Here is a 26,913-nt window from a genome sequence, read left to right as displayed (position 1 = left end):
TAAATAATATTATTGATATAACTCGATCAGATTTGAGGAGTTGAGGCAGACTGGTCTTGTGGTCAAAAAAAAGGTAGGATTCCCAAAGAGAAAACAGGGAACGCCTACGATTAATGAAAAAAATATAGGTTCATCAGTACATAGTATGCTAAACTAATATTTAAACTTCCAAGTAAGCAAACATCTTAATCGGAAATTATCAAAATTTCTAAATCCATAAGCAGAACGTTTAATCAACTTGAGTTTGTTGTTAATACCCTCAACAACACCGCTAGTTGTACGATTATCAAAATAGGCAATAATTTCATCTAACCAACGAACAATAGTGTTATGGCTAGTGGGATAATGCTTTCTAGCTCTCAGCAACCATATACTCAGTTTATATAAACCCTTTAACCAATCCTTAGTTTTATTAAAAATTCCCCGGATTTTCTCCTTTAATTCATACATTATTTTCAGAGATGGTGAAACTCGCTTTACTTGATTGAGCTTGATTTTTTGCTCATCATTTAGGTCTTCACCGTTCTTCAATAACACATATTTACTTTTATTTAACCTCTCTAATATTTTCTTTTTCTCTACTTTCTCTTGTTCATTTTTTGAACTTTTAATGGCATTCTCCACATTTCTTTTCTCTCTTTTTCTGGCTATATCTAATTCTTTGTTTATTTGTACCATTACATGAAATCTATCTGCCACCCCAAAGGGGTTCGCCAGTCGCTCATGGGGGAAACCCCCAAGACCGCGCTGGCTCACTACTTGAGCATTGGGCATCATTTCTGTAACTAGATTTTTATATCCTTGCCATAAATCTATACTCACTTCTTCTATTTGTTCTAGCACCTGTGATCCCCATTCCATCAGCACTTTCCTTATATCTTCTTGTTTTCTACTAGGTAAAATTGCCAGAAGTTCAGATTTATCTAAATCTATTAATACTGCACAATATTTTCCTTGTCCTTTAATTAAGGCTATTTCATCTATTCCTAATCTTTTTACTGCTGATGGTTTGGATTCTATTAGTTCTGATTTTGCATCTTTCAACATTCTCTCTATTTCTTCTGTGGTTACTACTCCCTTCGATGCTACACTATTGATATCACTATCTAACACTTCTTTTATTATCTGACGAGATAGTCGTTTGGTATATTTTCTTCTTTCGCCTATAAAATCCAACTCTTCACTAAAAGGTTTTTGACATTTTTCACATTTAAATTGTCGTTTATTAATTTCTAAATATACTGGCTTTTCTCCCCAGGGTAAGTCTTTTACTATATATCTATGATTCTGATGTAATCTCTGACTTTTTGTTCCACAACGAGGACATATACTTTCTTTTTTAATCGCTTCAACTTGTAAAATTATTCCTATCCCTTCGTGTTGACGATGTGAAATTACTTTGATATCCTCTATATTTAGAAGCTCTGTTAAGATTTTAATTCCCGGTTTTCTATTCATAACTGTAAATTTACCCAACTTTCAACATTCTCACTTACATTCAACTACAACTTAGTCCCATAAGTCAACTGTATCAATAATTTTGCTGTTCTTCTTCATCTGGTTTAGAATTTTTATTCTAATATTTTAGCATACTATGTACTGAAGAACCGAAAAATTTACTATATATGCGCCCACATATTTGCACTTTTAACATAAGTGTACGGTAAATTTTTGGCATTGTCAAGTCTTAAAACAAAAAAAATCACAAAAATCCTGAAAATGGGGATTTTGAGATTTCATGCGGTGGGAAAAAGAGCGATCGCCAAATTATAAATCATCAAAATTACTGTAAATTCTGTGAATCCTGTAATCCTGGATATCCTGATTTTGACCATTTGATCACATTTATATCACTGCTAAATTTTCAATGCTTTTTCTGCTTGGAAATGCAGCAACAACCCATATTCCAAACCTTCTACTACAGCTTGATAAGAAGCTTCTAAAATATTAGCAGAAACTCCGATAGTTGTCCAGCGTTGTTGACCATTTCCCGACTCAACCAAAGCGCGTGTTTTTGCAGATGTTCCTCTATTTCCGTTGAGTATTCTTACCTTATAATCAGTCAATTCAAAATCGGCAATTTGTGGATAAAAATTCATCAAAGCTTTGCGTAAAGCAGCATCCAAAGCTGCAACAGGACCATTACCTTCTGCTGCTTCCAGAATATTTTGACCATTCACAGCTACTTTAATTGTAGCTAAAGAATTGGTGCTTTTTTTCCCTTCCACCAAATCACAATTAACATGAAAACCTTGAACTTCAAAAAACTCCTGTCTTAGTCCTAAAGCTGTATACATTAATAGAGCAAAACTAGCTTCCGCAGCTTCAAATTGATAACCTTCACTTTCCAAGTCTTTCATGCGTTGAAGAATGTGTTTAGTTTGGGGATCGTTTTTATCTAATTCTATTCCCAAAGTTCGAGCTTTAGCTAAAACATTGCTTAAACCAGACTGTTCAGAAATGACAATGCGACGACGATTTCCTACCTGTTCAGGTGTAATATGTTCATAAGTTAAAGGATTACGTTCCACCGCAGAAACATGAATCCCTCCTTTGTGAGCAAAAGCTGAACGTCCTACATAGGGTGCATGATCATCAGGTGCGAGATTGACAACTTCACTAACAAAACGACTGGTTTCTGTAAGTTGATGTAGCTGGTGTTCACTGATACAGCTATAACCAAGTTTTAGCTGTAAATTAGGAATCAGAGAACACAGGTTAGCATTACCGCAGCGTTCACCATAACCATTTATAGTCCCTTGTACCATTTTTGCACCTGCCATCACTGCTGCTATAGCATTAGCAACTGCCATTTCCGAATCATTATGAGTATGTATTCCTATGTGGGGGATTGGTGATTGGTGATTGGTGATTGGTGATTGGGTAAGAGTTTTTTCTGTATTTCCTATTTCCCTGACGACAACTGAGACAATTTGAGAAACTTCATGGGGTAAAGTTCCGCCATTGGTATCACATAAAACTAACCATTCCGCCCCTGCTTTTGCTGCTGTTTTGATTGTTTGTAAAGCATAATGAGGATTTTGCTTATAACCATCAAACCAATGTTCAGCATCATAAATTACACGCCGTCCTTGAGAGATTAAATACTCAATCGTGTCGCGGATCATGGCTAAATTTTCATCCAGACTGGTCTTGAGTCCTTCTATAACGTGCAAATCCCAAGATTTTCCAAAAATTGTCACCCAGCGTGTACCAGCCGCCAAAATCGCTTGTAACATGGGTTCATCACTGGCTTGGGTATGAGGACGACGGGTGGAACAGAAGGGAACTATTTCCGCTTGTTTGAGGGGGTTTTCTTGGAGTTGCCAGAAAAACTGGACATCTTTAGGATTCGCCCCTGGCCAACCACCTTCAATAAATGGTATACCTAGTTGATCTAGTCTGTGGGCAATGCGTAATTTATCTTCTATAGACACTGATAAACCTTCCCGTTGAGTACCATCACGGAGAGTAGTGTCATATAACCAAATTTGAGGAGAGGTGGTTTTGCTCATAAGTTGTGATTGGTAATTGGTAATTGGTGATTGGTAATTGGTGATTGGTAATTGGTGATTGGTAATTGGTAAATTTATTTCTGTCACCTGTCACCTGTCACCTGTCACCTGTCACCTGTCACCTGCTGTAATTTAGTTTGGTAATTTAAATATGCCGAAAGTTGTAGCTCAAGGTAAATTAATTGAGTGTGAAAACAAAGCCAATTTAAGAAAAGTGCTTCTAAAAAATGGTGTTGACCTCCATAACGGTGGTTCTCAGGTAATAAACTGTCGGGGTATTGGCAGTTGTGGTACTTGTGCGGTTAAGGTAGAAGGCGAAGTGTCCGCAGCAAATTGGCGTGATCAAACGCGGCGATCGCTTCCTCCCCATTCTCCTACATCTGATTTGCGTTTAGCTTGTCAAACTCAGGTTTTAGGAGATGTGAAAGTTACAAAATTTGATGGTTTTTGGGGTCAAGGTTCTCAGATAGTTTGGACACCAGAAGGTTAAAAAGGAGACAAAACAAGATGGGTAGATGGACTCCCTTAATTTTAATGGCTGGAGGCGTGGCAATTTTACTAGGTACGTTACTTGGTATTAATTTTCCGATGGGTGGACAACAAACTGCTAATGTTCCTCCTGGAAGGAGAGAGTCTAGTGTCTTGCCAGCCAATATTAATGTTAATAGCACTGCCAGTAGGGATGATTCAACCGCTGCTAACAGAAATAACACTGAAACCTCCAACACTAACAGAAATGATTTTTCTGATGATACTCGCCGCACCAGTGTAGCTCAAAGTAATGCCAATACTACGCCTACAGGTTCTGGTGATAGTACACAAGGCTCAAATAATACTGATACTGATACTTCTACTTCTGCAACAGATACTAGCTCAAATTCAGGTACTATCGATCAAGATAAACAACCTATTCGCGCTTTATGGTAATGGGGATTGGTGATTGGTGACTGGGGACTGGGGACTGGGGACTGGGTAAAAACAACTATCAACTATCAACTATCACCAATCACCAATTAATAATCCTGATAGGTTATTAGTTATGTACTAATGACTAATAACTATTGACTGATGACTAGCGACGTTTTAATTATTGGTGGTGGCATTATCGGGTTGGCTTGCGCTGTTGAGTTAAAGTTGCGGGGTGCAAATGTTACTGTCGTTTGCCGTGATTTTACTGCCGCAGCCAGCCATGCAGCCGCAGGAATGTTAGCCCCTGATGCGGAAAATATCGCCGATGCTGCTATGCTTGATTTGTGTCGGCGATCGCTCTCTTTATATCCTTACTGGATTAGTAAATTAGAAGAGTTAACAGCCAAAAAAGATTTAAACAATACAGGTTATTGGCCTTGTGGCATCCTCGCCCCAGTATATCAGGAGGCAGGGGAGAAAAAGGAATTTATTCCCAATCACCAATCACCAGCTTATTGGTTAGATAAAGCAGCTATTCATGAATATCAACCGGGGTTAGGCGCTGATGTGGTTGGTGGTTGGTGGTATCCTGAAAATGGCCAGGTTGATAATCAAACTTTGGTGAAGGTGTTGCGGACTGCGGCTGAGTCTTTGGGTGTATCATTCAAAGATGGTGTGACAGTTGAGGCGATCGCCCAGCAACAAGGGCAAGTTATCGGTATCCAAACTAACATAGGTTTTCTTAGGGCTGACCATTATCTTTTAGCTGCTGGTGCTTGGTCTAATCAATTATTACCTTTAACAGTGCATCCCCGCAAAGGTCAAATGTTGCGGTTGCGAGTACCGGAATTTGTGACAGAATTACCTTTAACAAGGGTTTTATTTGGTAAAAATATTTACATTGTTCCCCGTCGTAACCGTTCTATTGTTTTAGGTGCTACCAGTGAAAATGTCGGTTTTACTCCCGATAACACACCAGCAGGTATTCAAAGTTTACTGGAAGCTGCAACCCGTCTTTATCCCCAATTAGCAGATTATCCCATCCAAGAAATGTGGTGGGGTTTTCGTCCTGCTACTTCCGATGAATTACCGATTTTAGGCGAAAGTCATTGTAGCAATTTAACTTTGGCTACTGGTCATTATCGCAATGGAATTTTACTTGCACCAGTCACAGCAAATTTAATTGCAGATGTGATTTTGTCACAAACAACCGATCCGCTTTTAACTCATTTCCATTATTCCCGCTTTCAAAATACACCCGTTCCCACTCAGTCATCTACTACAACATCCATGCTTACCCATCCTGCTAATTTCACTAACGGACATAGTAAAAATTTATCTATTCAACCTGCGGAATTTAACTTACAAGATTCAGGTTTAGTTATTGCTGGCAAAACCTTTCAATCTCGCTTGATGACAGGAACAGGAAAGTATCGCAGTATTGAAGAAATGCAGAAAAGTGTTGCTGCTAGTGGTTGTCAAATTGTTACCGTTGCTGTCAGAAGGGTACAAACTAACGCCCCTGGACATGAAGGTTTGGCAGAAGCTTTAGATTGGGGTAAAATTTGGATGTTGCCTAATACTGCTGGTTGTCAAACTGCGGAAGAAGCGATCCGGGTGGCACGGTTAGGACGGGAAATGGCGAAGTTATTAGGACAGGAAGATAATAATTTTGTCAAGTTAGAAGTTATACCTGATGCTAAATATTTGTTGCCTGATCCCATTGGTACTTTGCACGCGGCGGAACAGTTGGTAAAAGAAGGTTTTGCGGTATTGCCTTATATTAATGCTGATCCCATGTTAGCAAAGCGATTAGAAGAAGTTGGTTGTGCCACTGTGATGCCTTTAGCTGCGCCTATTGGTTCAGGACAAGGGTTGAAAACTACCGCCAATATTCAGATTATTATTGAAAATGCCAAAGTGCCGGTGGTGGTAGATGCGGGTATTGGTGCGCCTTCAGAAGCTGCACAAGCGATGGAATTGGGTGCGGATGCGTTGTTAATTAATAGTGCGATCGCCCTAGCTGAGAATGCACCTACAATGGCTTATGCAATGGGTTTAGCAACTGTAGCCGGTCGCATAGCTTATTTAGCGGGAAGAATGCCAATTAAAAACTATGCTAGTGCGAGTTCACCTTTAACGGGAACTATTACTGCTTAAGTTGGTATTACTCCCTTTCCGGTGTAAGATTAACTATCTTCTTCTCTTCTTCCTTCGTCTCCTTCGTGTCTTCGTGGTTCATTTAATCGGTATTCTTGTGGTAGGAAGGGAGTAGATATTTGGAGATGTAGAGACGTTGCATAAAACGTCTTTACAAAGCTTTCATATCAATCCCAAATGATGGCAGAATATTAGCCATTAGTTTCTAATTTCATCCGAACTTGAATCATTTTAGAGGCGCGATCCAGTAGGGGCGAAGCATTCGGGTGATAACTCATCGCTGAAACCATTGATATTTTGTCAGAATGCTTCGCCCTGATGATTAATGCAATAAATCGATCTTCTAGAATAATTTTTTCTATACAACCTCATCTAAAAATAGTATAATATTAAGTGATTTATTGATATCAAACCCCTGAAAAAATAGCCAACAAAAATCAATTATGAAAAATCTCTGGAATGATCAAGAAGCAGCCCAATATCAAGGAGAATTAGAACTGCGAGTATATACATCTCGTCTCTTAGGAAAAAATCCTGCTTTAGTTTTACATGGAGGAGGAAATACTTCTGTCAAAATCAAAGAAAAAAACCTAGTAGGAGAAATAGAAGAAATCCTTTATGTAAAAGGTAGTGGTTGGGACTTAGCAACCATAGAAAAAGAAGGTTTTGCTCCCGTGAGAATGTCTCATTTATTAAAATTAGCTAAACTACCAGCTTTATTTGATCCTCAGATGGTAAATGAGCTAAAAACTCAAATGACCATTGCTACAGCCCCTTCGCCTTCAGTGGAAACAATTCTCCACGCTATCTTACCCTACAAATATGTAGATCATACCCATGCAGATGCCATTGTCACTATTACCAACACTCCCAACGGTTGCCAAAGAATTAAAGAAATTTATGGTGATAAAGTTGTCATAATTCCCTATATTATGCCAGGGTTTGATTTAGCCAGAATTTGTGGCGAAAAATTCCCACTAGAAGCAGGAGAAAACACCATCGGCATGGTTTTGATGAATCATGGTATTTTCTCCTTTGGAAACACTGCTCAAGAGTCTTATGAAAGAATGATTTCACTGGTAAGTGAAGCCGAAGAATATTTACAGAAAAATCAAGCCTATTCTCCTGCTCCCAGTGGTGTGATTGCAGAAAAATCTTTAGCTCCTACTTTAGCAAAATTACGTCATAGACTATCAACAAAAGCAGGTTTTCCGGTGATTTTATCCAGTCATCGAGAATCTAAATATATTGCTTTTGCTAGACGAGAAGATATTGCTGTTATTTCTCAACAAGGTCCGGCTACACCAGATCATGTAATTCGTACTAAACGCCTGCCTTTAATTGGTCAAGATATCGAAGCTTATAGTCAAGCTTATCAAGACTATTTTAAAACCTATTCCAGTCCTGAACATACCATATTAGATACCATTCCCAGAGTAATCCTTGATCCAGAATTAGGACTATGTACAATTGGCAAGGATATTAAAGCAGCAAATATTGTTGCCGACATCTATGATCATACCATTGATATCATCGAAACTGCCACCAATTTAGACCAATATCAAGCTTTATCAGCCAAAGATATTTTTCAAGTAGAATATTGGGATTTAGAGCAAGCAAAATTAAAAAAATCAGGAAAAGAACCCCCTTTTACTGGAGAAATTGCCTTAGTTACAGGAGCAGCTTCTGGAATTGGTAAAGCCTGTGTAGAATCTCTTCTAAAAAGAGGGGCTGCGGTTGTGGGTTTAGATATTAATTCTCAGATTGAAACCCTTTATAAACGTCCTAATTTTTTAGGAATTACCTGTGATGTAACTGATGAAAATGCAATTACTCAAGCTCTAGAAACAGCTATTGGTAAATTTGGCGGTTTAGACATCTTAATTCTGAATGCTGGCATCTTTCCTCGTGGTTGTCATATTAAAGATTTATCAACCCAGGAATGGCGTAAGGTAATGGATATCAATTTGGATGCTAACTTAATTTTAATGAGAGAAAGTCATTCCTATTTAAAATTAGCACCTAAAGGCGGTAGAGTAGTCATAATTGGCTCGAAAAATGTCTATGCACCTGGAGTTGGTGCAGCAGCATATTCGGCTTCTAAAGCTGCGTTAAATCAATTAACAAGAGTTGCTGCTTTAGAATGGAGTCAAGATAAAATTCGCATTAATTCTGTACATCCAAATGCAGTTTTTGATACGGGAATTTGGACAGAAGAAGTATTAAATTCTCGTGCTGCTGCTTATGGTTTAACGGTAGAAGAATATAAAACTAATAATCTGCTGCAAGTTGAAATCACTAGCCATGACGTAGCCGAATTAGCTGCGGAAATGTGTGGTAGTTTATTCATGAAAACAACTGCTGCTAATATTCCCATTGATGGAGGGAATGAAAGAGTGATTTAGTGATTGAGGATTGATATCGGATTACCATAGTAGGAGGAGGAGACAGGAGGTAAAAATGTGGGCTGTATTTGATTTTTGCAGAAAATTAGATATTCTAGTTTGTCTCAAAACTTCCACCCTGTCTTCCATGCCCAAATTTGAAAGTCTAATTATTAGCAAAAGATACGGGCGTATGACAATAAGCCCGCATTCTTTTTTCAGCCAATGGGAGTTTGCATCTATGTTTAAATCAAAATGATGGGTTATTAACCCACTCTACAAAACTACACATTCAATGGTTGTCTAGTATTCACAGGCTGATAATGTCCATTACTTTCCACTGGTACAGGTTTGACCATCTCTTTCCCTGTAATTAATCTTGCGCCACGATTGCGGGTAAAATAATTCCAAACCCATTGAATCATGACTACTAATTTGTTATCAAATTCAATCAGGAAGTAGATGTGAATAAATAACCAGAAAAACCAAGCTAGGAAACCTTTAAGTTTTATAAACCCTAAGTCCACAACGGCGGCGTGTTGCCCAATCATTGCTAAACTGCCTCTATCCACATAGTTAAATTGGGGTAGGTTTTCACCTTTGATGCGTTTTTGTACGAGCTTGGCTACATATTCCCCTTCTTGCATGGCTACTGGCGCAACTCCAGGTAGGGGTTTTCCGTTTTGATGGGCAAAATTCGCTAAGTCCCCCACTACAAAAATATTAGAGTGTCCTTTAATACTGAGGTCTGGTTCAACTATCACACGACCAGCGCGATCGCATTCTGCCCCAGTCTTGTCCATTAACACTTTACCCATTGCGGAAGCTTTGACACCAGCCGCCCACAATACGGTTTTGGAAGCAATAGTTTTTACTTCGTCACCTTGCTTAATTGTAACAATATCATTTTCAATATTAGTTACCAGGGTTTTGGTTTGCACATCTACACCCAAAGCTTCTAAAGATGCTTGCGCTTCTTGGGATAATTCCGGTGCGAAGGGAGGGAGAACTCTGTCTAAACCTTCTAGCAATAAAACTTTAGTTTCTGAGGTGTCAATGTTGCGGAAGTCTTCTTTGAGGGTTTGGGTGGCTAATTCGGCGATCGCCCCCGCTAATTCTACCCCAGTTGGACCACCACCCACAATTACAAAAGTTAACAAAGCCCGACGTTTAGCAGGATCGCTTTCTTTTTCCGCTGCTTCAAACGCCATAAAAATCCGCCGACGCATTTCAATGGCATCTTCTACGGTTTTTAAACCCGGTGCAAACTCTTCCCAGTTATCCTTGCCAAAATAAGAGTGCTTCGCACCTGTAGCGACAATCAAAGTATCATAGGGTACGGTTTCACCACCCACTATCACCTTTTGTTCTATGGTGTCAATATCATTCACCTCACCCAGCAAAACAGTGGTATTTTTGCTCTTGCTGAGAACAGAACGCAAGGGAGAAGAAATATCTGCTGGAGACAAAGCACCAGTAGCTACTTGGTACAACAGAGGTTGAAACAGGTGAAAATTCCGTTTATCTATCAGCGTCACGTTGACATTAGCTTTAGCTAGTGCTTTAGCCGCATATAGTCCACCAAAGCCACCACCAACGATAACTACCTGATGAGGTGGTTTTCTATCATGTAAATCAACCATAAGAATTGTTTCCTTGTATTACTGATGCTGTAACTATTCTTAACATTTTTGTATCAAAGTTGTCACAAATTTTTCTGTCTATTTGGAACTTCTGACAAAAAAGGGAAAGTAGTGGAGGTGACTGGGGACTGGGGACTGGGGACTGGGGACTGGGGACTGGGGACTGGGTAAGATTATTTTCCCAATCACCAATCACCAATCACCAGTCACCAATCTGCGGTACAATCATAAATCTGCCAATTTCTTAACAACCTTTGTGAACAGGAGATGCTTCTATGGCGCGTATGTATTATGATGAAGATGCTAATTTAGACCTTTTAGCGGGAAAAACCGTTGCTATTATTGGTTACGGTTCTCAAGGTCACGCCCACGCGCTAAATTTAAAAGATAGTGGTGTAAATGTAATTGTAGGTCTATATCCTGGCAGTAAGTCAATTGCAAAAGCTGAAGCGGCTGGTTTAACAGTAAAAAACGTTGCTGATGCTGCTAAAGCTGCTGACTTGATCATGATTTTATTACCTGATGAAGTTCAGAAAACTATTTACACAAATGAAATAGCACCTAATTTAGAAGCAGGAAATATCTTAGCGTTTGCACACGGTTTTAATATCCACTTTGGGCAAGTTGTACCCCCTGCGGATGTTGATGTAATCATGGTTGCACCTAAAGGACCTGGCCATTTAGTACGTCGTACTTATGAGCAAGGACAAGGAGTACCAGCGTTATTTGCAGTATATCAAGATGCTACAGGTAAAGCACGCGATCGCGCAATGGCTTATGCTAAAGGTATTGGTGGTACACGCGCAGGTGTTTTAGAAACCACATTCCGCGAAGAAACCGAAACCGACTTATTTGGTGAACAAGCTGTATTGTGTGGTGGTTTAAGTGCTTTAATTAAAGCCGGTTTTGAAACCTTAATTGAAGCAGGTTATCAACCAGAATTAGCATATTTTGAATGTCTGCATGAAGTTAAACTCATCGTTGACTTAGTAGTTGAAGGTGGTTTGGCAACCATGCGCGATAGTATTTCTAATACTGCGGAATATGGTGACTATACCCGTGGTCCCCGCGTTGTTACTGCTCAAACCAAAGCAGAAATGAAGAAGATTTTAAGTGAAATTCAATCTGGACAATTTGCGCGGGAATTTGTATTAGAAAACCAAGCAGGTAAACCCGGTTTCACCGCTATGCGTCGTCAAGAAGCTGAACATCCTATTGAGGAAGTTGGTAAAGATTTACGCGCTATGTTTAGCTGGTTGAAGAAAGCTTAATTCTTGGTAATTGGTAATTGGTAATTGATGATTGGTAATTTGTAATTACTTCCGTTTTAATCATTACCTTTTACCAAATTAATACCAGGGGCGATACAAATATAAAGTCAACTTCCTTGTTTAGCAGCACGACGAGCTAGAGACATCACAGATGGTCTTCCTGCTGCTGTTAATGAAAACCCTAATCCCAATCGGAAAATTTCGGGCATATAATAATCGTCTTTTTCCCGAATAACTACACCGTTTTCCTCCAGTATTTTCATCTCTTCCACTTCTAATCTTAATTGCTGCCGTGTGAAAGGAATTTTTCGTTCCTCTTCAAAGAGATCACGTAATTTAGTGAAAACTTGTTTCAAAGCTGTATTTTCTTGCTCAATTTCTGTGATTTTCTCCTTGCTGCATTCTGGTAAAGCACCTCTAATTCCTTTGGGAATAAGAATACGGTTTAGCCAGCGATCATCATGATTATCTACAGATGCTTCTGCTGATAGATAAAGAAGACGCATTAAATCTCGTGATTGAATTTGTCCCCTGTAGTCCGAAAGTGCTGCGATGACAAATCTAGCTGAAGCCGCTTCTTTTGATGTATCCACACCAAGTTTTTTACCCCATAGAGGAACTAAAATCTGTGTCAGATCCTCTTCTTTCATATCGTGAAGTTTTTCTATAATAGTATCAAGCGAAATACCTGACCGCATAGTTACCCAAGCAACGAGTCTTAAAGCTTCTTCTTTATTCCACTTGAGAGCATAAGGCTCGTAGCGTGCCATCATCTGGGCTGCGTTTTGCCGCACTGCTGCCAATACAATATCACGCCTAACAAAAATCAAAATACCCAGAGGACGACCAGGTTGCTGTCCAAGCCATTCTGGAACTCCCTGAAGTAAGGCTCTTAATGCTATCTGTTGAGTTTGATGATCCGCAAATTCTTGAAATTGATCTTCTAACCCATCAATAACTACAAGCAATCGCTTTTGTATTTTAAGTAGATGTTCTGTTAATGCTCTCCCAGCCCCTTGTTGTTCAGGCTGAAATCCCACACCCCAAGCAATTATATCTAACCAATATTCCCGCCACTCACTTTCAAGATTGAGAATATTAAGTTGACTTTCAATATTATCTCTAATTCTTTGGATAGATATTGGACTGGTGAACCCTAATGCTCTTGCTGTTGTCGCTTGCATATCTTCTACTAATTTAACAGCACCGGATTCTAGATTTTTAGATGCCAAAACTGGACAAATTAAAGCATCTGTTTGGATTGGATATCCTAGAGCTTTTTCTACAAATCTTTGCCAGGTTTCTTGACGGATTATTTGTAGAAAAGTATAAGTTTTTCCTGAGCCTTTTGCACCAATTACTACCGTAATTGGAACTTGATTTCTGTGATCTGAAGCCAAGTAACGTAAAGGAATAGTCGTTAAAAAATCGTCACCTTCTGCTGTTTCTGCATAAATCAGTTTTTTCGTAATATCTCTAAGTTTTTCTCTTTGAGTTTTTAAAGTTGGAGTGTTATCGTCACTTGATGTAATATGTTCTTGACTAACTTGAGCTTGACTTTTCTGTATTGGTAATGCGTTTAGTAATGGACGTAAATCATCTACAATTCCAGAACGATGCAGACGAGTATTTACTTCTTCCCATGTTCTAGGTAAAACCAGTAAACTCTCAGAAAACTGAGTTGTTAGCTTTAAATGTCTGAGGACTTGTTCCAGAAAAGATATAGATGAATCAAGGATATTTTCTTCTGTATTTTGTATATTTCTGTCTGAAGGTGGTTCAGAAGTATCAATGATCAGATTATCAAGAATCTCATTTTCATCTTTTAATAATTCTGATTCCTTTAACTCATCAGGAACTTGACTGATAATTATTGTTGGTAATGGATCTGTATCTCTTTGAGAAGGTGCTTTTTCTCTTACAAGTTCTAGAAGTTGCTTTGTACCTGCAATTGATTGTCCACTCAAAGTAGTCACAAAAACACGGTAAACTCTTGGATCTAAAATTAGACCTGTAGACAACTCAGATAGTCCTGCACGTAAATCAACTAAAACCACATCTACCTTTAAAGCCTTACCTAAGTCTGCCAGTATTTGCGTTAGTATATATGGATTTTTTGCACCTTGAATAAGATGCTCTGGTTTAATTTCTAATGAAGTATATCTTTTGGTAGAACGGAATGCTGGCAAGAAATAAATATTATCAATCAAAGCATTCTGAACTCGATCAGCAACTAATTGGATTGAATCAGTTGCTTTGGGATCAGGATCACCATGAACCAAAGCTATCAAGTCAGCAAAAGATACAGGTGGAGAAGGTAATCTTTGTTCTAAAAGCCAGCTTATACCAGGTGCTTCCAAATCACCATCTACCAAGAGTACACGATAGTTTGCATCTATTAAAGATTGTGCAAAAGCAATAGTATTGGTTGTTCGTCCTACACCGCCTTTACAAGAATGAAAAGCTACTATTGGTGGAAAATCTTTATCAAAACTTGGTGGTAGTTCACTATTGTAATCTTGACGATTTGGAACAATTATTCCTGGTCTAGCTAAACTTGGTGTTAGTCTGGGAACACGATAATCTTCGTTTGTTTCCTCAAAAATTACTGGTAAAATTTGTTGTTTATCAGGTAAACTTTCTAAAATGATTATTCCGTCTACTCTATTATCCTCTTCATCAATTCGGAATCGAGTATCATATACATTTTTTAGCCAGCTTTTTGCTTCTGCTTGAGTACCAGGGCGAATTTCAACTCTTAAACTATCCCAATAAGCTTGCACCGAAACTAACCAATTTGGTAAATCAATTTTCTCTTGAATGCGAAGTAAAACTTCTTCAACATCAAGCCAAGTATAAAGGCGAATATCTAACCAAGCGTAAATAAGGGTATCGGAAGAAATCATAAATATTTTATCCTCTCTATAAAAGTATAAATTTTTCTAATTGTTGAACTAATATTTTTTCATCTTCTTCGATTCATATTTTCCTCAATCCAAGTGCAAACATCCTCTAACCATTTAACTACTTTTATTTCATCTTCAGGTTTCATCTCAATACCGTATCGCCAAACTTGGTGAGATTGTTTCAGATCATGAATAGAGGCATCTTTAACAAGATGAAACCGAGGAATTCCATGAAAATCAGGATGCCCACCAATTATTTTAGCTGGTAATCTCAGTTCCTTAACCCATCTGCCTAAGTTATGTCCATCTTTGGTGAGCATCGTTTGATCCTGAATTTCATCAGTTCCCTTCAACTCTGCTCTTCTAAGCCAGATCCTTTTTAGTCCGCATTCTACAGCATAAACTCTCAGCAAGTGGGAGGAAATACTTGGATTCTTTTGAGCTTTAATTATACCTATGTGAATATAAAAAGCTGTTTTTAATTCATGAATACTGGCAGGAATAATGCTACCATTTGATCGGCCTTTTTGATTTTTAAGTAGTACAATCTCGTTTTTTATCTTGTAGATGTACGTTTCAGCAGATACATTATTTTGCTTAATTCGCAATTCAATTTCGTCAAGTAACTCCTCAATTGCTTTTAGTTGTGACTGGTCTAGATTTAGTGCAGAGAGTTCAGGCATAATTCCGTTATTTTTCGCAATTAATTAAGCAGTGGAATAACAGGATTATAGCAGTATAGATACAAAAATTTTTATCTTAACAGTATCAATTAGGTAAAGCATTTAGGAATCAAATACTCCTTCCATTTTTTCATCTAGGTTATCAAAAACACTGTTATCATCAATGATAATCGGATCATCAGCACAAATTCCATATAGCGATGCTAAAGATGATTTTTCGGTTTTCTGTATAGGTTGATAAACAATTATTACTTCTACATCTGTATCTTGAATTTCAGGTAAAGATATATGTAGCATTCCATCATGACCAACATAAGATTTTATTGTCATACTTTGCATGGTCAATTTTTCTCCCTAAATTTTGATAATCCTCATTTGATTATACACAATTTTAGGAATCATGGTCTAAAAATCAAATTATAAAAAATTTAAAAGACAATTATTTTTTTGAGTTTTTCTATGTTTAAATAATTGAGGTAATAATTAGCAGTTATCGAAATATGCACCAAAAATCAGCCGCATTAAAGTTTGTGATTTTACTTGGTTTTGTAAGTCTTTGTGCTGATGCAACCTATGAAGGAGCGCGGAGTATTACAGGAGCTTATTTAGAAGTTCTAGGCGCGAATGGAACTATAGTTGGTTTAGTTGCAGGTTTCGGGGAATTAATAGGTTATGGTTTCCGTTTAGTGATTGGTTATCTTAGTGATAAAACAGGTAAATATTGGGGAATTACAACTTTAGGTTTCATTTTAAATACCGCCGTTGTCCCATTTTTAGCCCTAGCTGGAAGATGGGAAGTAGCTGCCGGTTTAATGATGGCTGAACGCACAGGTAAAGCAGTTCGTACGCCTCCAAGAGATGCCTTACTTTCGCATGGTGTAAGTCAAATTGGTAGCGGTTTTGGCTTTGGTTTGCATGAAGCAATGGATCAAACTGGAGCAGTTTTAGGACCCTTAGCTGTAGCCGCAATGGTTTATTTTTTGGGAGAATATCGCCAAGGTTTTAAAGTTTTAGTTATCCCGGCAATTTTAGGATTAATTGTATTATTAATACTCCAGAAATTATATCCTACCCCCAGTGATTTTGAAGAAGAAAAAATACTTGATCAAGGTGATAAATTACCGCGAATATTTTGGATTTACTTGGGTGCTGTAGCCGTTATTGCGGCTGGTTATGCAGATTTTCCTTTGATTGCTTTTCATTTCCAAAAAGGAGAAATAGCCACTGGGCAAACCATTCCTTTATTTTATGCTTGGGCAATGGGAGTTGATGCTGTAGCTGCTCTGATATTTGGATATTTGTTTGATCGTATCGGGATTTCTATGCTGATTGTTGCAGCTTTATTTTCCTCCCTATTTGCACCTTTAGTATTTTTTGGAGATATGCGGTTTGCCCTTTTAGGAATGGCATTTTGGGGTATTGGAATGGGAGCGCAAGAATCAATTCTCAAAGCAGCAATAGCAAAAATTGTCCCTAAAAATAAACGCGCAACAGCTTACGGAATTTTTAGTACAGGCTATGGTTTAGCTTGGTTTTTAGGTAGTGCTTTCATGGGAATTTTGTATGATCACTCTATTACTTTCTTAGTGGTTTTTTCTTCCCTAACTCAACTTTTAGCAATTCCTTTCTTTACCTGGGTACAATTAAAAGCTAACAATTTTTCTGCTCCTTCTCCAGAAGTTCAGGTAGGTGAATAAATAAAGCTGAATTTCTTTCTTGTTTTCTTTTTCTTGTTCCCAGTCTCAGACTGGGAATACAATTTAAGAGTCTCTGACTCTAGTTAAATAAACAAGGTAGAACCTTGTTAAATTCATTCCCATACAGAGTATGGGTACGAGAAAAAATGGGAGCATACTTATTATTTACTCAGTCTCTCTCCTGATACTAGCTGATTACTGATTACTGATAGCTGAATGCTAACAATTAACTCAACCGTTTTCTTAACCACAAAGCTAACAAAGGTAAAGCTAAACGATAACCTTGTTCAGCACTGTAAATTAAACCTTTGTGTTGTAACCCAGTTAAAGCACCTTGCAAACTTCCACCTCTAGAAAGTCCATGTTTTTGGATATATTCTTTACTCTGTGGTTTATCTGTCGGATCAACTGCTAAACATTCTAAAAGATGTATTTGACTTGCAGGTAATAACATCAATAAAGATTCATAAGTTATAGATAAATCTTTGAGCATTCCTTCAATTACTTGCTGTACTTTTTGCTCAGTAATTAAACCTTGATCATGTTCTAAACTTGATAACCTGCGAATTAATACCATCGCATCACCAATGTTTCCCTGCACCGCATCTAAAAATACTTGTAATCCTTGGGAATGGGGATCAAATTTGAGATTTTCTGTATGTAAAATCTCTCGCGCCCACAATGCTAAAACATCTTTAGATAAAGGTGCTAATTCCATTGTTTCTATAGAATAAATACTATCATCTTGATGATGGCTAGTTTCTGCAATTGTCGCCAATAAAACGTAACTTACATGAGGATGGTTTTTAACTTCTTGTCTAAATGTTGATTCCCACAAACCATTGCGATCCCAAGAACGAATATGGGGAAAACTTTGTAAAATCAATACTACTCTCTGGTTTAAATCATTAGCCATTATTTGTAATAATTCAATTAGGCTAGTAAATGCTTGCCAGAGTTGTTTTTGATTTAAAGAATGTAATAATTTAAGTTTACTTTCACTATTAAAAATAAAAAACTCACTCTCTTTTTTTTCCACCCAAGATTTAATTTTCTTTGCTTGCCAATTTTGACTAATTGCTTCTAGTAATAATTGCAAAAATCTTTCACCATCTGTAGCACGAATACAGTCTATTTCTAAGACTACCGCACCCACTTCCTGCGCTGCAACTTTAACTAAAGTTCTTCTACCGCTTCCAGGTACTCCTGTAATTAATAAATCTTCATCTTTTGCAAGTATGTCTATAATACGCTGAAATTCTTTAGAACGTCCAATTAATTGTAATGAAGTGGATAAATCAAAATTCACGGGTTTGTTTGCGGGTTGTATGTTTGGTGTTATTAAAGAAAACATAAATCATTAGGTGTTGTTATGATTATTATAATAATTATTTAGTGTTCTGCTGTAATTAGCACCTACTTTTAGTGCTATTAATAATGTAACACTTTCAGAAACAAAAATTTCCGATTTCAAACAGCAACTTTTCCCTCAATCCAATAATACACATTTATATATTATTAAATAGGTGATGTCTATGATAGAAGCGTTTGTACTGATAACAATACTATTCGGGTTTTTTGGAATTATTCTCAAGAAAAACCTGGTAATGAAGATAGTTTCAATGGATGTCATGAGTACGGGGGTGATTGCTTTTTATGTATTTATTGCCTCAAAAACGGGTTTATTTACTCCCATTATTTCCAACGTCAAAAAAGCTGGATATGCTGATCCTGTTCCCCAAGCAGTGATATTAACAGCGATAGTAATTGGGTTTTCAATTCAAGCTTTAATGTTAGTAGGTGTAATGAAATTAGCTAAAGACAATCCCACTTTAGAAAGTAGTGAAATCGAGAAAAATAATACACCGCAGATCATCAAATATGAACATAAAAATTAAATTAACTCAAATTAACTCAAATTAAATCTAAATTTAAAACCATGAATAACATAACCATGAATACGATCACAATTGCTTGGGTAGGTATCCCGTTTTTTCTGGGATTTATGATTTTTTTAGTTCCCCAACTTAACAGACATTTGACTTTTTTGGGAACATTAGTTACTGCTGCTTATGGTGTGCAGTTGTTGATAGAAAAGCCAGAAATTAAGCTCAATTTACTTGATAGTTTTGGTGTGACTTTAGAAGCAGATCAGTTAAGTGGTTATTTTATTTTAACTAATGCTTTAGTGACTGCTGCGGTAGCTTTATATTGTTGGCAAAGTGATAAAAATGCTTTTTTCTATGCCCAAACTTTGCTAGTGCATGGTAGTTTAAATGCTGCCTTTATCTGTGCAGATTTTATTAGCTTATATGTAGCTTTAGAAGTTAGTGGTATTGCAGCTTTTTTATTGGTAGCATATCCCCGGAGCGATCGCTCAATTTGGGTAGGTTTACGCTATCTATTTGTCAGCAATATCTCAATGTTATTTTATCTAGTTGGTGCTGTCTTAGTTTATCAAAATAATCTCTCTTTTAGTTTTGCAGGTTTAAAAAATGCCCCACCGGAAGCAGTAGCATTAATCTTTTTAGGAATGTTAGTCAAAGCTGGGATTTTTGTTTCTGGGTTATGGCTACCTTTAACCCATTCTGAATCAGAAACTCCTGTTTCTGCGCTGCTTTCAGGTGTAGTAGTTAAAGCTAGTGTTTTACCTTTATTAAGATGTGCTGCGGTTTCTCCAGAACTTAATAATATCGTCGTTATTTTGGGCGTGGGGACAGCTTTTATGGGTTTATCCTACGCCATCTTTGAAAAAGATACCAAGCGTCTGTTAGCATTTAGCACTATTTCCCAGTTAGGTTGGATACTGGCTGCACCAGCGGTAGGTGGTTTTTATGCCCTAACTCATGGACTGGCAAAATCATCTTTATTTTTGACTGCTGGTTCCTTACCCAGTCGCAATTTTAAAGAACTGGGAAATAAACCTATTAATACTAACATTTGGATTGTTTTAGTTATCGCTAGTTTATCAATTTCTGGTTTTCCTTTGTTGTCAGGTTTTGAAGCTAAGGTGTTAACCATGAAAAATTTAGCATCTTGGCAGTTTATAGCCATGAATATTGCCGCAGTTGGCACAGCAATAGCTTTTTCTAAATTCATCTTTTTATCCCATAATAAAGACGATGAACAAACAGCAAAACCCGGTTTTTGGTTAGCAGTCATATTCTTACTTACTGGTTTAGTTGTGGGCAATATTGCCTATCTGAAAGCTTATAACATTGCCGATATTATCAAAGCAATTATCAGCATTGCTATTGGTTGGTTAGCATATCATCTGATTTTCAAGAAATTAGCAATATATGTACCCCGTGTACTTGAAGAATTTGAACATTTAGTAGGTGTGATGAGTTTAACTATAATCTTCTTGTTTTGGATGGTCTTATCATGATTGGACATTTGATATTAAGATTAACCATTTGGTTTTTATTAACGGCTGATTTTAGTACAACTAACATTATTATTGGGGTAATTATTGCCCTAATTTTACCCAGAGGTTACACATCACGGGCAAAATTAACCGAATGGGTAAAGGTTTTAGGGGAAGTAGTGGTAGCGGTTCTTGTGGCTTTTAAAGAAGCGTTTGAAATTATCATTAATCCCCATCATCATGAGGAAATTATCAGGGAAAAAGTGAAACATAAACATTCTTCATTATTGGTGTTTATGGATATATTTTTGATTACTTTTACCCCGAAAACTATTGTTTTAAACCATGATGAAGAGGGATTTTACGAAGTTCATCATATTAAACCAGGAAGGAAATAATTATGAATTTAGAAATAGTCTTGTTAGGGATGATAGCAGCTTTATTAATTCCTATTTATGAAGCGTGGAAAACAGAGAATACTTGGCAGTTAATGTTGGCTTTGGGGAGTATTTCTAGTAAAGTATCTATCATGATTTTAGTGATTTCTGTGGCAAGAGATGATTGGATGATCGGGGTAGTAGGAGCGATTATGTTGAGTGTGGGAAATGCTGGATTTATGTTATTAGCACAGATTTTAAGAAGGTTAAATGAAGCATGAATAGTAATTAGTTATCAGCTTTCAGTAATCAGATTTCACGAGTTTTAATAAAAGAGGAAAATGAGGAAAGTTAAATGCAAAATTTTGTGAGTATTATCAGTTATACCTGTATAGGTATAGGGTTATTTTTCTGGTTTTGGGGTACTTCTCATTTAGTTAGCAATAAATCAGTATTATTCAAATTACATGGACTTTCTGTGGCTGATACTTTGGGTTCAATGCTGATGATTGTGGGAATTTTAATGAAAATACCTAGTAAATGGCCATTGTTAGTTTTAGGTATTATTTCCTTGGCGATTTGGAATACAATGTTGGGTTATGTAATCGCCTATTGTTCAACTCATGATACAACTATAGAGGCAGAAAATGAATGATTCTTATTTATATATAATTATTGCTTTGTTACCTTTAACTGCGGGTTTATTGATAACTCAAGTTAACCCTTATCATGCGTTAATTTTGCGTGGTGTTTTAGGTGCGATCGCTGCGTTAGTAGATGCGGTTTTAGGTGCAGCAGATGTAGCTTTAACAGAAGCATTAATGGGAACAATGTTATCTGTTGCTTTATATGCGATCGCTGTACGTTCTTCTTTAGTTTTACGTTTGGGGGTCATTGAAAATGAATCAATCTCAGAAAATCTGATCAGTGATTTTCGTAGCATTTTTAATAAACATTATATGCGGTTGGAACTTGTACCTTACAACAGCTACCAATGTTTACAAACAGCATTACAGGAAAAGGAAGTCCATGCTACCTGTGCGCCAGTATTAGCGAGTGATGAATGTGAGCAAAATTATCAAACAGAAATCCGAGTAAAACGGATTTATCAAATTGTTGAAAGTGAACTGTCATCACCTAACACAGTTATCAATTATGTTGATTTTGCAGCATCTGAGGAGAAACATTAATGAAAATGAAATGGCTTTATATTTTAGCAGGAATAGCATTATTTATCAAAATGTTATTGATGCCTGATATCACATCTAATTTAGGGAATATTTCCCAAGTGATTTCAGATATGTCTATTACAGAAAAAGTAGTGAATGAAAGTGGTGTTGTGAATGCGGTATCAGGAATCATATTTAGAAATCGCCTTTATGATACAATTTTTGAAGTAATTGTCTTTACCATTGCCATTTTAGGATGCAATTATTTATTAGCCAATGAAAATCCATCTTGTACAATTTATCAATTTAAAGATCGATCATCAGTTATTTTAGCTCGGTTAGGGGCGACAATTGCAGCGTTAGTAGGAATAGAATTAGCAATTAGAGGACATTTGAGTCCTGGAGGTGGTTTTGCTGCGGGTGTAGCGGGTGGAACAGCAATAGGTTTAATTGCAATTACTTCATCCTATCAATGGATGCAGGATATCTATAAACGCTATCATGCAGCTATTTGGGAGAAGGTGTCAGTATTGGTTTTTATTGTTTTATCTGTGATCACTTTATCAGGATTAGAGTTACCACACGGGGAGTTAGGAACACTTTTTAGTGGGGGAATTTTGCCGATATTAAATATTATTGTGGCGGTGAAAGTGGCATTAGGTTCTTGGGCGGCGGTGTTGATTTTTATTCGTTATCGGGGTTTGTTGTAGTTGTTAAGTTAACCCGGATTTCTCACAAATGTACAAAGGAGCAAAGACGCGAAGAAGAGAAAGAAGAGAAAGAAGAATATCCCTGAATTGTGAACAATTTTTTGGCATAATTTAGGGTAAGATTACTGTTGATCATTCCCTAATTGTTGTAAAAATTGGGCAAATTCTTGTAAAGAGTCATTGCGTTGAATAGTTTGATGATTAATTTCAATATATTCTGCAATTGCAGGTGATTGTTTTTCATCATATTTCATACCCTTGAGGTTATTAGGTTTATTTTTTAAATTGGGGTTTTTCTTAGTTAGTATTACTTTTGATAATTCTTCTAAAAACTCTTTTGCACCTTTACCTCCTGATTCAGATTCTGCGATCAGATTTGTTTTACCAGGTTGTTGACGTTTAGCAAAATTTATCCAATCTGGATTATTTCTATTTTTAGGGTTGTCTGTAAAATAACAGCAAATACCCAAACAATCTACTAATAACCAAGCTTCTAACTCTTGCACGATCAAAATTAGTTTAGCTTTGCCTTGAGATGTTGTAACAATCTGCTGGATTTGATTAAATAAAGAATTATTTTCTTTGCGTCTTTGTGCTTGAGATTGAATCCCATCTGAATCTATTAAAAAAATGACTAAATCATCTTTTTTAAGGTAAATATCAACTGCTCTTTTGAAACCTCCTGGTTTTCTGGCAACTTGACTATATGTTGATTTACCAGCAAAATCAATTTCTAGCTCATAATTATAATAATCTACGATTTTTCTAGCAATACAGAATACTGCATCGCTATCATAATCAGATTCAGGAGTCCAAATACGAATTCTAGGCATATTCTTTAGTTAAAATTTCTTCTATTAAATGACTATGATAAATTGCACTACCTATGCCAAAATCATTCATCCAATCTGAAAGATCATCTCGGCTTTCAGCTAGTTTATCTAACAGACAGGCTTTAGTTCCTAAATCTCCTTTTTGACTTAAAAGAATCACTGATATTTCTGATGATATTTCCTCAGAAGAGAAACAATCTAGTAGTTGAGAACTATGGGTGGTAAATATTACTTGAGTTATGCAAGATAATCTCTTCATTATAGATGCAATGTCTTTGAGAATACCAGGATGAAAATTACTTTCTGGTTCTTCAATACTAATCAGCGTAGGCAGGTTTTTATCGAATTGATAAAGCAGTGTTAAATAAGCGATAAATCTTAAAGTTCCATCTGACATACTTGATAAAGGCATTTCTTTCCCATCATCTTCTAAAACTTTGACAGTAGGTTCTTTTTTTCCTATAATCTTTAGTTCTATATTTAGACATCTTTTCAATTCTTGACTAATTTCTTTCAGTTTTTCTTCTTCATTTTTAGCCCAGTAATTTAAAAATGCTTGAATTTCAGTGGCTTCATTATCAAGATCAGGTATACTGTGGTCAACTTCTGAAGTTTTCACTAATTTCACTTGTTCGAGAAAAAGGGCATATTTTCTAATGTCATTAGGCTTTATATCATAAAATTTCCATTCTTTGATATAGCTGGCTAATTTTTTAGTAAAAGGTTTATTACCGAAATTACCAGCCGAACGTAATGCTAAACTTTCTAGACTTTCAGGATCAGATTTATAAGTTTGTATATTTTTGCCATCTTCATCTCTAACTTCACCTTCACCATGAATTATTTTAATAACTTCAATACCATTAATTAACAATATTTCGTTAGTAATATAAACGCTTTTTTTATTTAATGTTACGGATACGCTATATTCTGCTTGTTGATCATTTTCAGCCACAATAATTGTCGCAGAAATATTTTTGTTTCCAAATCTAAGTAACCTCTGCATTGTCTCTCTAGATAAACTATCTGATATCAGCAGATTTTTCAGAAAATTTAGTGCTTCTAAAGAATTAGATTTGCCACTAGAGTTAGAACCTACAATTATTGTCAAGTCTCTAAAACTCAGTTCTACATCTCCCAAGCTTTTAAAGTTTTGAATTTTTGCCGATACGAGTTTAAGAGTCATAAATATCTCCTGTATGATGTAAACAATTAAAAATCACGGACTACAAAATAGTCTTGCAATTTCGCCACCATTTCCGCCCGCGCAGAAACACCCAATTTTTTAAACATTCTTTTTAATGCTTGTTTCACAGTATTTTGGGTAATCCAAAGTTTAGCCGCAATTTCTCCATTTGTTAAACCTTGGGCGACTAAAGCCGCAATTTCTAATTCCCTAGCTGTGAGGGGACATTCAACAGCAGGTTTAGCGGTTTTCAACTTAGCCCTAATAGTAGCAATTTTAGCTGATAAATGAATACATAAAGCACTTAAATCAGCCAAGTCATTATTATTAAAAGGAGGACTACCGGGGTCACGGGCAAAATTGATAGTTCCCACTAAGCGACCATCACAAACTATCGGTCCAGTCATCACGTGTTCATGACGGGTGCAAAAATTTTTCCAATCTTCTGGTGATAAAATTAATTGTTCATGGGTGGGTGCATGACGTTCTAAAACATAACTACCCACTGGGTTAGCTTCCAAGCAAACCGCAGGAATTTCTGGAATTTCTATTGATGTTAATAACTCGTTATCGAGAAAAGAAATACCCCAATGTTGCACGCCAAAATGCACGCCGATGGTATTCATCAGAGCTTGTTGTAATTCTTGCTCATTTTCAACATGGGCGATCGCTTCAAAAATGGCGTGGAGTGTTTTAGTCATAAGAGTACCCAGTTGGGGACTATGCGAACTGCAATAATTACCCCTATCCTAATATCATCAACGATAAAAAGCTATTATTCAATCGTAGCCAGAGGACAAGCATCATGACAGTTACTCAAATCTCTGCCCAAGAACTTTTCCGGGCTGCTTATGAAAACCGTTATACTTGGGATCAAAACTTCCCCGGTTACACCGCAGATATCACTTATAAATATGATGGTCAGGAGTTCACTGGCAAAATTCGTATTGACGGAAATCTCAAATGGGAAGTTACAGAAGTAGAAAACGAAGCAGCAAAAAAAGCAATTGATAGCCAAACTTGGGAAATTGCTGTTCACCGTGTGCGTCGCACTTTTGAACAAACCCACGGCGAAAATACTTTTATTTATGGCGAAACTGATGAAACCGGCGCTGTGGAAATTTTTGTAGGCGGAAAATCAGCCGGTGATAAATATAAAGTTCGCAATGATGTAGTTACCCTTGTTCATCGTCATATTCATGGAGTTGTTGTGACTATTAACACTTTCAGCGTTCACGAAACCGGGGCAGGATATCTATCTCACACATACAATTCTGTATATCATGACCCCAAAACTGGAGTTCAAAAAGGTGGTCGGAGCGAGTTCACAGACGAATATGAAAAAGTAGGCAATTACTACGTTCTTTCTCGTCGGGAAATTCGCACTGAAACCGAAGGAAATATCTCAATTCAAGAGTTTATTTTCGGTAATCTTGAATTGTTAGGTTAGGGTTTTTTGAATATTTAGATAAATCACAATTTATCTGATTCATCTCGTTCCCAGTCTCAGACTGGGAATGCTATTATATAGGTTCTACCTATATAAATAGAAGACAGAGTCTTCTTTAATTCATTCCTATACAGAGTATAGAAACAAGTAAACGCAGATAAAGAAGGATAAAGAAGGATAAAGAAGGATAAATTTAAAATCAATTAATCAACTTGTGAATATTATCCTCCCAATTTGCACCATCAAAAGGAACAATTTCAAAATTACCCATCACATCCCCATCTAAACATCGCACATTCACATCAATACAGTCAGGGTGACTACGGGGAATATAAAAAGAATGAATCCCACAAACGTTACAAAATTTATGTTTAGCAACACCCGTATTAAATTGATAAGTTGTTAAAACATCCTCACCTTGGAACAAAGTAAACTTATCTTTCTTCACAATTAAATGTAAAAATCCCTTTTTGCGACAAATTGAACAATTACAATCATCAACTTTGTGTTGATCAACCACTACCTGAAATTGATAAGTTGTTAAAACATCCTCACCTTGGAACAAAGTAAACTTATCTTTCTTCACAATTAAATGTAAAAATCCCTTTTTGCGACAAATTGAACAATTACAATCATCAACTTTGTGTTGATCA

26 protein-coding genes are annotated in these 26,913 nt (G+C 36.7%); 14 read left to right on the top strand and 12 right to left on the bottom strand.

Annotated features, from left to right (window positions below):
• Window positions 1-153: 153 nt before the first annotated feature.
• Both FFR48_RS09940 and cimA read right to left on the bottom strand, forming a co-directional pair.
• Complete coding sequence (locus tag FFR48_RS09940) at window positions 154-1,458, bottom strand: ISL3 family transposase (protein ID WP_371851437.1); 1,305 nt, start codon at window positions 1,456-1,458, stop codon at window positions 154-156.
• Window positions 1,459-1,856: 398 nt separating this feature from the next.
• Window positions 1,857-3,515 carry a citramalate synthase gene (gene cimA, locus FFR48_RS09935; protein ID WP_096572538.1) on the bottom strand — a complete coding sequence of 553 codons (1,659 nt, stop codon included), beginning with the start codon at window positions 3,513-3,515 and terminating at the stop codon, window positions 1,857-1,859.
• Between the two features lie 151 nt (window positions 3,516-3,666).
• Between cimA and FFR48_RS09925 the strand changes: the two genes are divergently transcribed.
• The 4 genes from FFR48_RS09925 to FFR48_RS09910 all read left to right on the top strand — a co-directional run bounded on the left by FFR48_RS09925 (window position 3,667) and on the right by FFR48_RS09910 (window position 8,989).
• Window positions 3,667-4,005 (top strand): 2Fe-2S iron-sulfur cluster-binding protein, encoded by a 339-nt coding sequence (locus FFR48_RS09925; RefSeq protein WP_137667252.1) that lies wholly within the window; start codon window positions 3,667-3,669, stop codon window positions 4,003-4,005.
• A gap of 17 nt (window positions 4,006-4,022) precedes the next feature.
• On the top strand, window positions 4,023-4,442 hold the full coding sequence (locus FFR48_RS09920) for a hypothetical protein (protein ID WP_096565228.1): 420 nt from the start codon (window positions 4,023-4,025) through the stop codon (window positions 4,440-4,442).
• A 141-nt stretch (window positions 4,443-4,583) separates the two neighbouring features.
• Window positions 4,584-6,584, top strand: coding sequence for a glycine oxidase ThiO (gene thiO, locus FFR48_RS09915; RefSeq protein WP_137667251.1), 2,001 nt, complete (start codon window positions 4,584-4,586; stop codon window positions 6,582-6,584).
• A 443-nt stretch (window positions 6,585-7,027) separates the two neighbouring features.
• Complete coding sequence (locus FFR48_RS09910; protein WP_137667250.1) at window positions 7,028-8,989, top strand: bifunctional aldolase/short-chain dehydrogenase; 1,962 nt, start codon at window positions 7,028-7,030, stop codon at window positions 8,987-8,989.
• A gap of 263 nt (window positions 8,990-9,252) precedes the next feature.
• On the opposite strand, the gene FFR48_RS09905 is transcribed toward FFR48_RS09910, so the two are convergent.
• Together FFR48_RS09905 and FFR48_RS09900 are read right to left on the bottom strand one after the other, a co-directional pair.
• A complete protein-coding gene (locus FFR48_RS09905; RefSeq protein ID WP_137667249.1) occupies window positions 9,253-10,611 on the bottom strand; it encodes an NAD(P)/FAD-dependent oxidoreductase in 1,359 nt (452 codons plus the stop codon).
• Window positions 10,604-10,810, bottom strand: coding sequence for a hypothetical protein (locus FFR48_RS09900; protein ID WP_137667248.1), 207 nt, complete (start codon window positions 10,808-10,810; stop codon window positions 10,604-10,606). The genes FFR48_RS09905 and FFR48_RS09900 overlap by 8 nt, the downstream gene beginning before the upstream one ends.
• Before the next feature lie 76 nt (window positions 10,811-10,886).
• On the opposite strand from FFR48_RS09900, the gene ilvC reads away from it, so the two are divergent.
• A complete protein-coding gene (ilvC, locus tag FFR48_RS09895) occupies window positions 10,887-11,882 on the top strand; it encodes a ketol-acid reductoisomerase (protein ID WP_096565236.1) in 996 nt (331 codons plus the stop codon).
• Between the two features lie 107 nt (window positions 11,883-11,989).
• On the opposite strand, the gene FFR48_RS09890 is transcribed toward ilvC, so the two are convergent.
• From FFR48_RS09890 to FFR48_RS09880, 3 genes are all read right to left on the bottom strand, one after another.
• Window positions 11,990-14,788, bottom strand: coding sequence for a ParA family protein (locus FFR48_RS09890; RefSeq protein WP_137667247.1), 2,799 nt, complete (start codon window positions 14,786-14,788; stop codon window positions 11,990-11,992).
• 59 nt (window positions 14,789-14,847) lie between these two features.
• Window positions 14,848-15,471 carry a hypothetical protein gene (locus FFR48_RS09885; RefSeq protein WP_137667246.1) on the bottom strand — a complete coding sequence of 208 codons (624 nt, stop codon included), beginning with the start codon at window positions 15,469-15,471 and terminating at the stop codon, window positions 14,848-14,850.
• Window positions 15,472-15,573: 102 nt separating this feature from the next.
• Window positions 15,574-15,810: a hypothetical protein gene (locus tag FFR48_RS09880; RefSeq protein ID WP_137667245.1), complete on the bottom strand. Its 237-nt coding sequence runs from the start codon at window positions 15,808-15,810 to the stop codon at window positions 15,574-15,576.
• A gap of 161 nt (window positions 15,811-15,971) precedes the next feature.
• Between FFR48_RS09880 and FFR48_RS09875 the strand changes: the two genes are divergently transcribed.
• Window positions 15,972-17,168 (top strand): MFS transporter, encoded by a 1,197-nt coding sequence (locus FFR48_RS09875; protein ID WP_137667244.1) that lies wholly within the window; start codon window positions 15,972-15,974, stop codon window positions 17,166-17,168.
• A 226-nt stretch (window positions 17,169-17,394) separates the two neighbouring features.
• On the opposite strand, the gene FFR48_RS09870 is transcribed toward FFR48_RS09875, so the two are convergent.
• Complete coding sequence (locus FFR48_RS09870) at window positions 17,395-18,522, bottom strand: P-loop NTPase family protein (RefSeq protein WP_137667243.1); 1,128 nt, start codon at window positions 18,520-18,522, stop codon at window positions 17,395-17,397.
• A 181-nt stretch (window positions 18,523-18,703) separates the two neighbouring features.
• Here FFR48_RS09870 and FFR48_RS09865 point away from each other — a divergent pair, with 181 nt between their 5' ends.
• From FFR48_RS09865 to FFR48_RS09835, 7 genes are all read left to right on the top strand, one after another.
• Window positions 18,704-19,066 (top strand): cation:proton antiporter subunit C, encoded by a 363-nt coding sequence (locus FFR48_RS09865; RefSeq protein WP_096572539.1) that lies wholly within the window; start codon window positions 18,704-18,706, stop codon window positions 19,064-19,066.
• A gap of 56 nt (window positions 19,067-19,122) precedes the next feature.
• Window positions 19,123-20,556 (top strand): cation:proton antiporter, encoded by a 1,434-nt coding sequence (locus tag FFR48_RS09860; RefSeq protein WP_137667242.1) that lies wholly within the window; start codon window positions 19,123-19,125, stop codon window positions 20,554-20,556.
• Entirely contained in the window at window positions 20,553-20,933 is a 381-nt protein-coding gene (locus tag FFR48_RS09855) for a Na+/H+ antiporter subunit E (protein ID WP_137667241.1), read from the top strand. Before FFR48_RS09860 ends, FFR48_RS09855 begins: the two co-directional genes overlap by 4 nt.
• Window positions 20,934-20,935: 2 nt before the next feature.
• Window positions 20,936-21,193 (top strand): hypothetical protein, encoded by a 258-nt coding sequence (locus tag FFR48_RS09850; RefSeq protein WP_137667240.1) that lies wholly within the window; start codon window positions 20,936-20,938, stop codon window positions 21,191-21,193.
• A 74-nt stretch (window positions 21,194-21,267) separates the two neighbouring features.
• Window positions 21,268-21,567, top strand: a complete 300-nt coding sequence (locus tag FFR48_RS09845; RefSeq protein WP_137667239.1) for a monovalent cation/H(+) antiporter subunit G — start codon at window positions 21,268-21,270, stop codon at window positions 21,565-21,567.
• The gene (locus FFR48_RS09840; RefSeq protein ID WP_137667238.1) at window positions 21,560-22,102 is read left to right on the top strand and encodes a DUF4040 domain-containing protein; all 543 of its coding nucleotides are present in this window, start codon (window positions 21,560-21,562) and stop codon (window positions 22,100-22,102) included. The genes FFR48_RS09845 and FFR48_RS09840 overlap by 8 nt, the downstream gene beginning before the upstream one ends.
• 5 nt (window positions 22,103-22,107) lie before the next feature.
• Window positions 22,108-22,791, top strand: a complete 684-nt coding sequence (locus FFR48_RS09835) for a Na(+)/H(+) antiporter subunit B (protein ID WP_137667254.1) — start codon at window positions 22,108-22,110, stop codon at window positions 22,789-22,791.
• A 122-nt stretch (window positions 22,792-22,913) separates the two neighbouring features.
• On the opposite strand, the gene FFR48_RS09830 is transcribed toward FFR48_RS09835, so the two are convergent.
• The 3 genes from FFR48_RS09830 to FFR48_RS09820 are packed head-to-tail and all read right to left on the bottom strand — an operon-like array spanning window position 22,914 to window position 25,511.
• Window positions 22,914-23,624: a DUF4276 family protein gene (locus FFR48_RS09830; protein ID WP_137667237.1), complete on the bottom strand. Its 711-nt coding sequence runs from the start codon at window positions 23,622-23,624 to the stop codon at window positions 22,914-22,916.
• Complete coding sequence (locus FFR48_RS09825; RefSeq protein ID WP_137667236.1) at window positions 23,617-24,810, bottom strand: AAA family ATPase; 1,194 nt, start codon at window positions 24,808-24,810, stop codon at window positions 23,617-23,619. The genes FFR48_RS09830 and FFR48_RS09825 overlap by 8 nt, the downstream gene beginning before the upstream one ends.
• Before the next feature lie 26 nt (window positions 24,811-24,836).
• Complete coding sequence (locus FFR48_RS09820; RefSeq protein ID WP_137667235.1) at window positions 24,837-25,511, bottom strand: LuxR C-terminal-related transcriptional regulator; 675 nt, start codon at window positions 25,509-25,511, stop codon at window positions 24,837-24,839.
• Between the two features lie 104 nt (window positions 25,512-25,615).
• On the opposite strand from FFR48_RS09820, the gene FFR48_RS09815 reads away from it, so the two are divergent.
• A complete protein-coding gene (locus FFR48_RS09815) occupies window positions 25,616-26,260 on the top strand; it encodes a DUF3386 domain-containing protein (protein ID WP_137667234.1) in 645 nt (214 codons plus the stop codon).
• A gap of 199 nt (window positions 26,261-26,459) precedes the next feature.
• Here FFR48_RS09815 and FFR48_RS09810 read toward each other — a convergent pair whose 3' ends face one another.
• Window positions 26,460-26,849 (bottom strand): GFA family protein, encoded by a 390-nt coding sequence (locus FFR48_RS09810; RefSeq protein WP_137667253.1) that lies wholly within the window; start codon window positions 26,847-26,849, stop codon window positions 26,460-26,462.
• Window positions 26,850-26,913 lie beyond the last annotated feature (64 nt).

This window comes from Sphaerospermopsis reniformis (assembly GCF_005402885.1).
GTDB lineage: Bacteria > Cyanobacteriota > Cyanobacteriia > Cyanobacteriales > Nostocaceae > Sphaerospermopsis > Sphaerospermopsis kisseleviana.
This window is presented reverse-complemented; position numbering and strand designations above follow the sequence as displayed.

Bases quoted from the DNA above. Each gene is read 5' to 3' on its own strand.
- FFR48_RS09885 (WP_137667246.1), bottom strand. From the start codon at position 15,471: ATGCCTGAACTCTCTGCACTAAATCTAGACCAGTCACAACTAAAAGCA.
- ilvC (WP_096565236.1), top strand. From the start codon at position 10,887: ATGGCGCGTATGTATTATGATGAAGATGCTAATTTAGACCTTTTAGCG.
- FFR48_RS09855 (WP_137667241.1), top strand. From the start codon at position 20,553: ATGATTGGACATTTGATATTAAGATTAACCATTTGGTTTTTATTAACG.
- FFR48_RS09875 (WP_137667244.1), top strand. From the start codon at position 15,972: ATGCACCAAAAATCAGCCGCATTAAAGTTTGTGATTTTACTTGGTTTT.
- FFR48_RS09860 (WP_137667242.1), top strand. From the start codon at position 19,123: ATGAATACGATCACAATTGCTTGGGTAGGTATCCCGTTTTTTCTGGGA.
- FFR48_RS09880 (WP_137667245.1), bottom strand. From the start codon at position 15,810: ATGCAAAGTATGACAATAAAATCTTATGTTGGTCATGATGGAATGCTA.
- thiO (WP_137667251.1), top strand. From the start codon at position 4,584: ATGACTAGCGACGTTTTAATTATTGGTGGTGGCATTATCGGGTTGGCT.
- FFR48_RS09890 (WP_137667247.1), bottom strand. From the start codon at position 14,788: ATGATTTCTTCCGATACCCTTATTTACGCTTGGTTAGATATTCGCCTT.
- FFR48_RS09940 (WP_371851437.1), bottom strand. From the start codon at position 1,458: ATGAATAGAAAACCGGGAATTAAAATCTTAACAGAGCTTCTAAATATA.
- FFR48_RS09815 (WP_137667234.1), top strand. From the start codon at position 25,616: ATGACAGTTACTCAAATCTCTGCCCAAGAACTTTTCCGGGCTGCTTAT.
- FFR48_RS09925 (WP_137667252.1), top strand. From the start codon at position 3,667: ATGCCGAAAGTTGTAGCTCAAGGTAAATTAATTGAGTGTGAAAACAAA.
- FFR48_RS09870 (WP_137667243.1), bottom strand. From the start codon at position 18,522: ATGTTTTCTTTAATAACACCAAACATACAACCCGCAAACAAACCCGTG.
- FFR48_RS09835 (WP_137667254.1), top strand. From the start codon at position 22,108: ATGAAATGGCTTTATATTTTAGCAGGAATAGCATTATTTATCAAAATG.
- FFR48_RS09905 (WP_137667249.1), bottom strand. From the start codon at position 10,611: ATGGTTGATTTACATGATAGAAAACCACCTCATCAGGTAGTTATCGTT.
- FFR48_RS09845 (WP_137667239.1), top strand. From the start codon at position 21,268: ATGCAAAATTTTGTGAGTATTATCAGTTATACCTGTATAGGTATAGGG.
- FFR48_RS09865 (WP_096572539.1), top strand. From the start codon at position 18,704: ATGATAGAAGCGTTTGTACTGATAACAATACTATTCGGGTTTTTTGGA.
- FFR48_RS09850 (WP_137667240.1), top strand. From the start codon at position 20,936: ATGAATTTAGAAATAGTCTTGTTAGGGATGATAGCAGCTTTATTAATT.
- FFR48_RS09840 (WP_137667238.1), top strand. From the start codon at position 21,560: ATGAATGATTCTTATTTATATATAATTATTGCTTTGTTACCTTTAACT.
- FFR48_RS09820 (WP_137667235.1), bottom strand. From the start codon at position 25,511: ATGACTAAAACACTCCACGCCATTTTTGAAGCGATCGCCCATGTTGAA.
- FFR48_RS09830 (WP_137667237.1), bottom strand. From the start codon at position 23,624: ATGCCTAGAATTCGTATTTGGACTCCTGAATCTGATTATGATAGCGAT.
- FFR48_RS09910 (WP_137667250.1), top strand. From the start codon at position 7,028: ATGAAAAATCTCTGGAATGATCAAGAAGCAGCCCAATATCAAGGAGAA.
- FFR48_RS09920 (WP_096565228.1), top strand. From the start codon at position 4,023: ATGGGTAGATGGACTCCCTTAATTTTAATGGCTGGAGGCGTGGCAATT.
- cimA (WP_096572538.1), bottom strand. From the start codon at position 3,515: ATGAGCAAAACCACCTCTCCTCAAATTTGGTTATATGACACTACTCTC.
- FFR48_RS09825 (WP_137667236.1), bottom strand. From the start codon at position 24,810: ATGACTCTTAAACTCGTATCGGCAAAAATTCAAAACTTTAAAAGCTTG.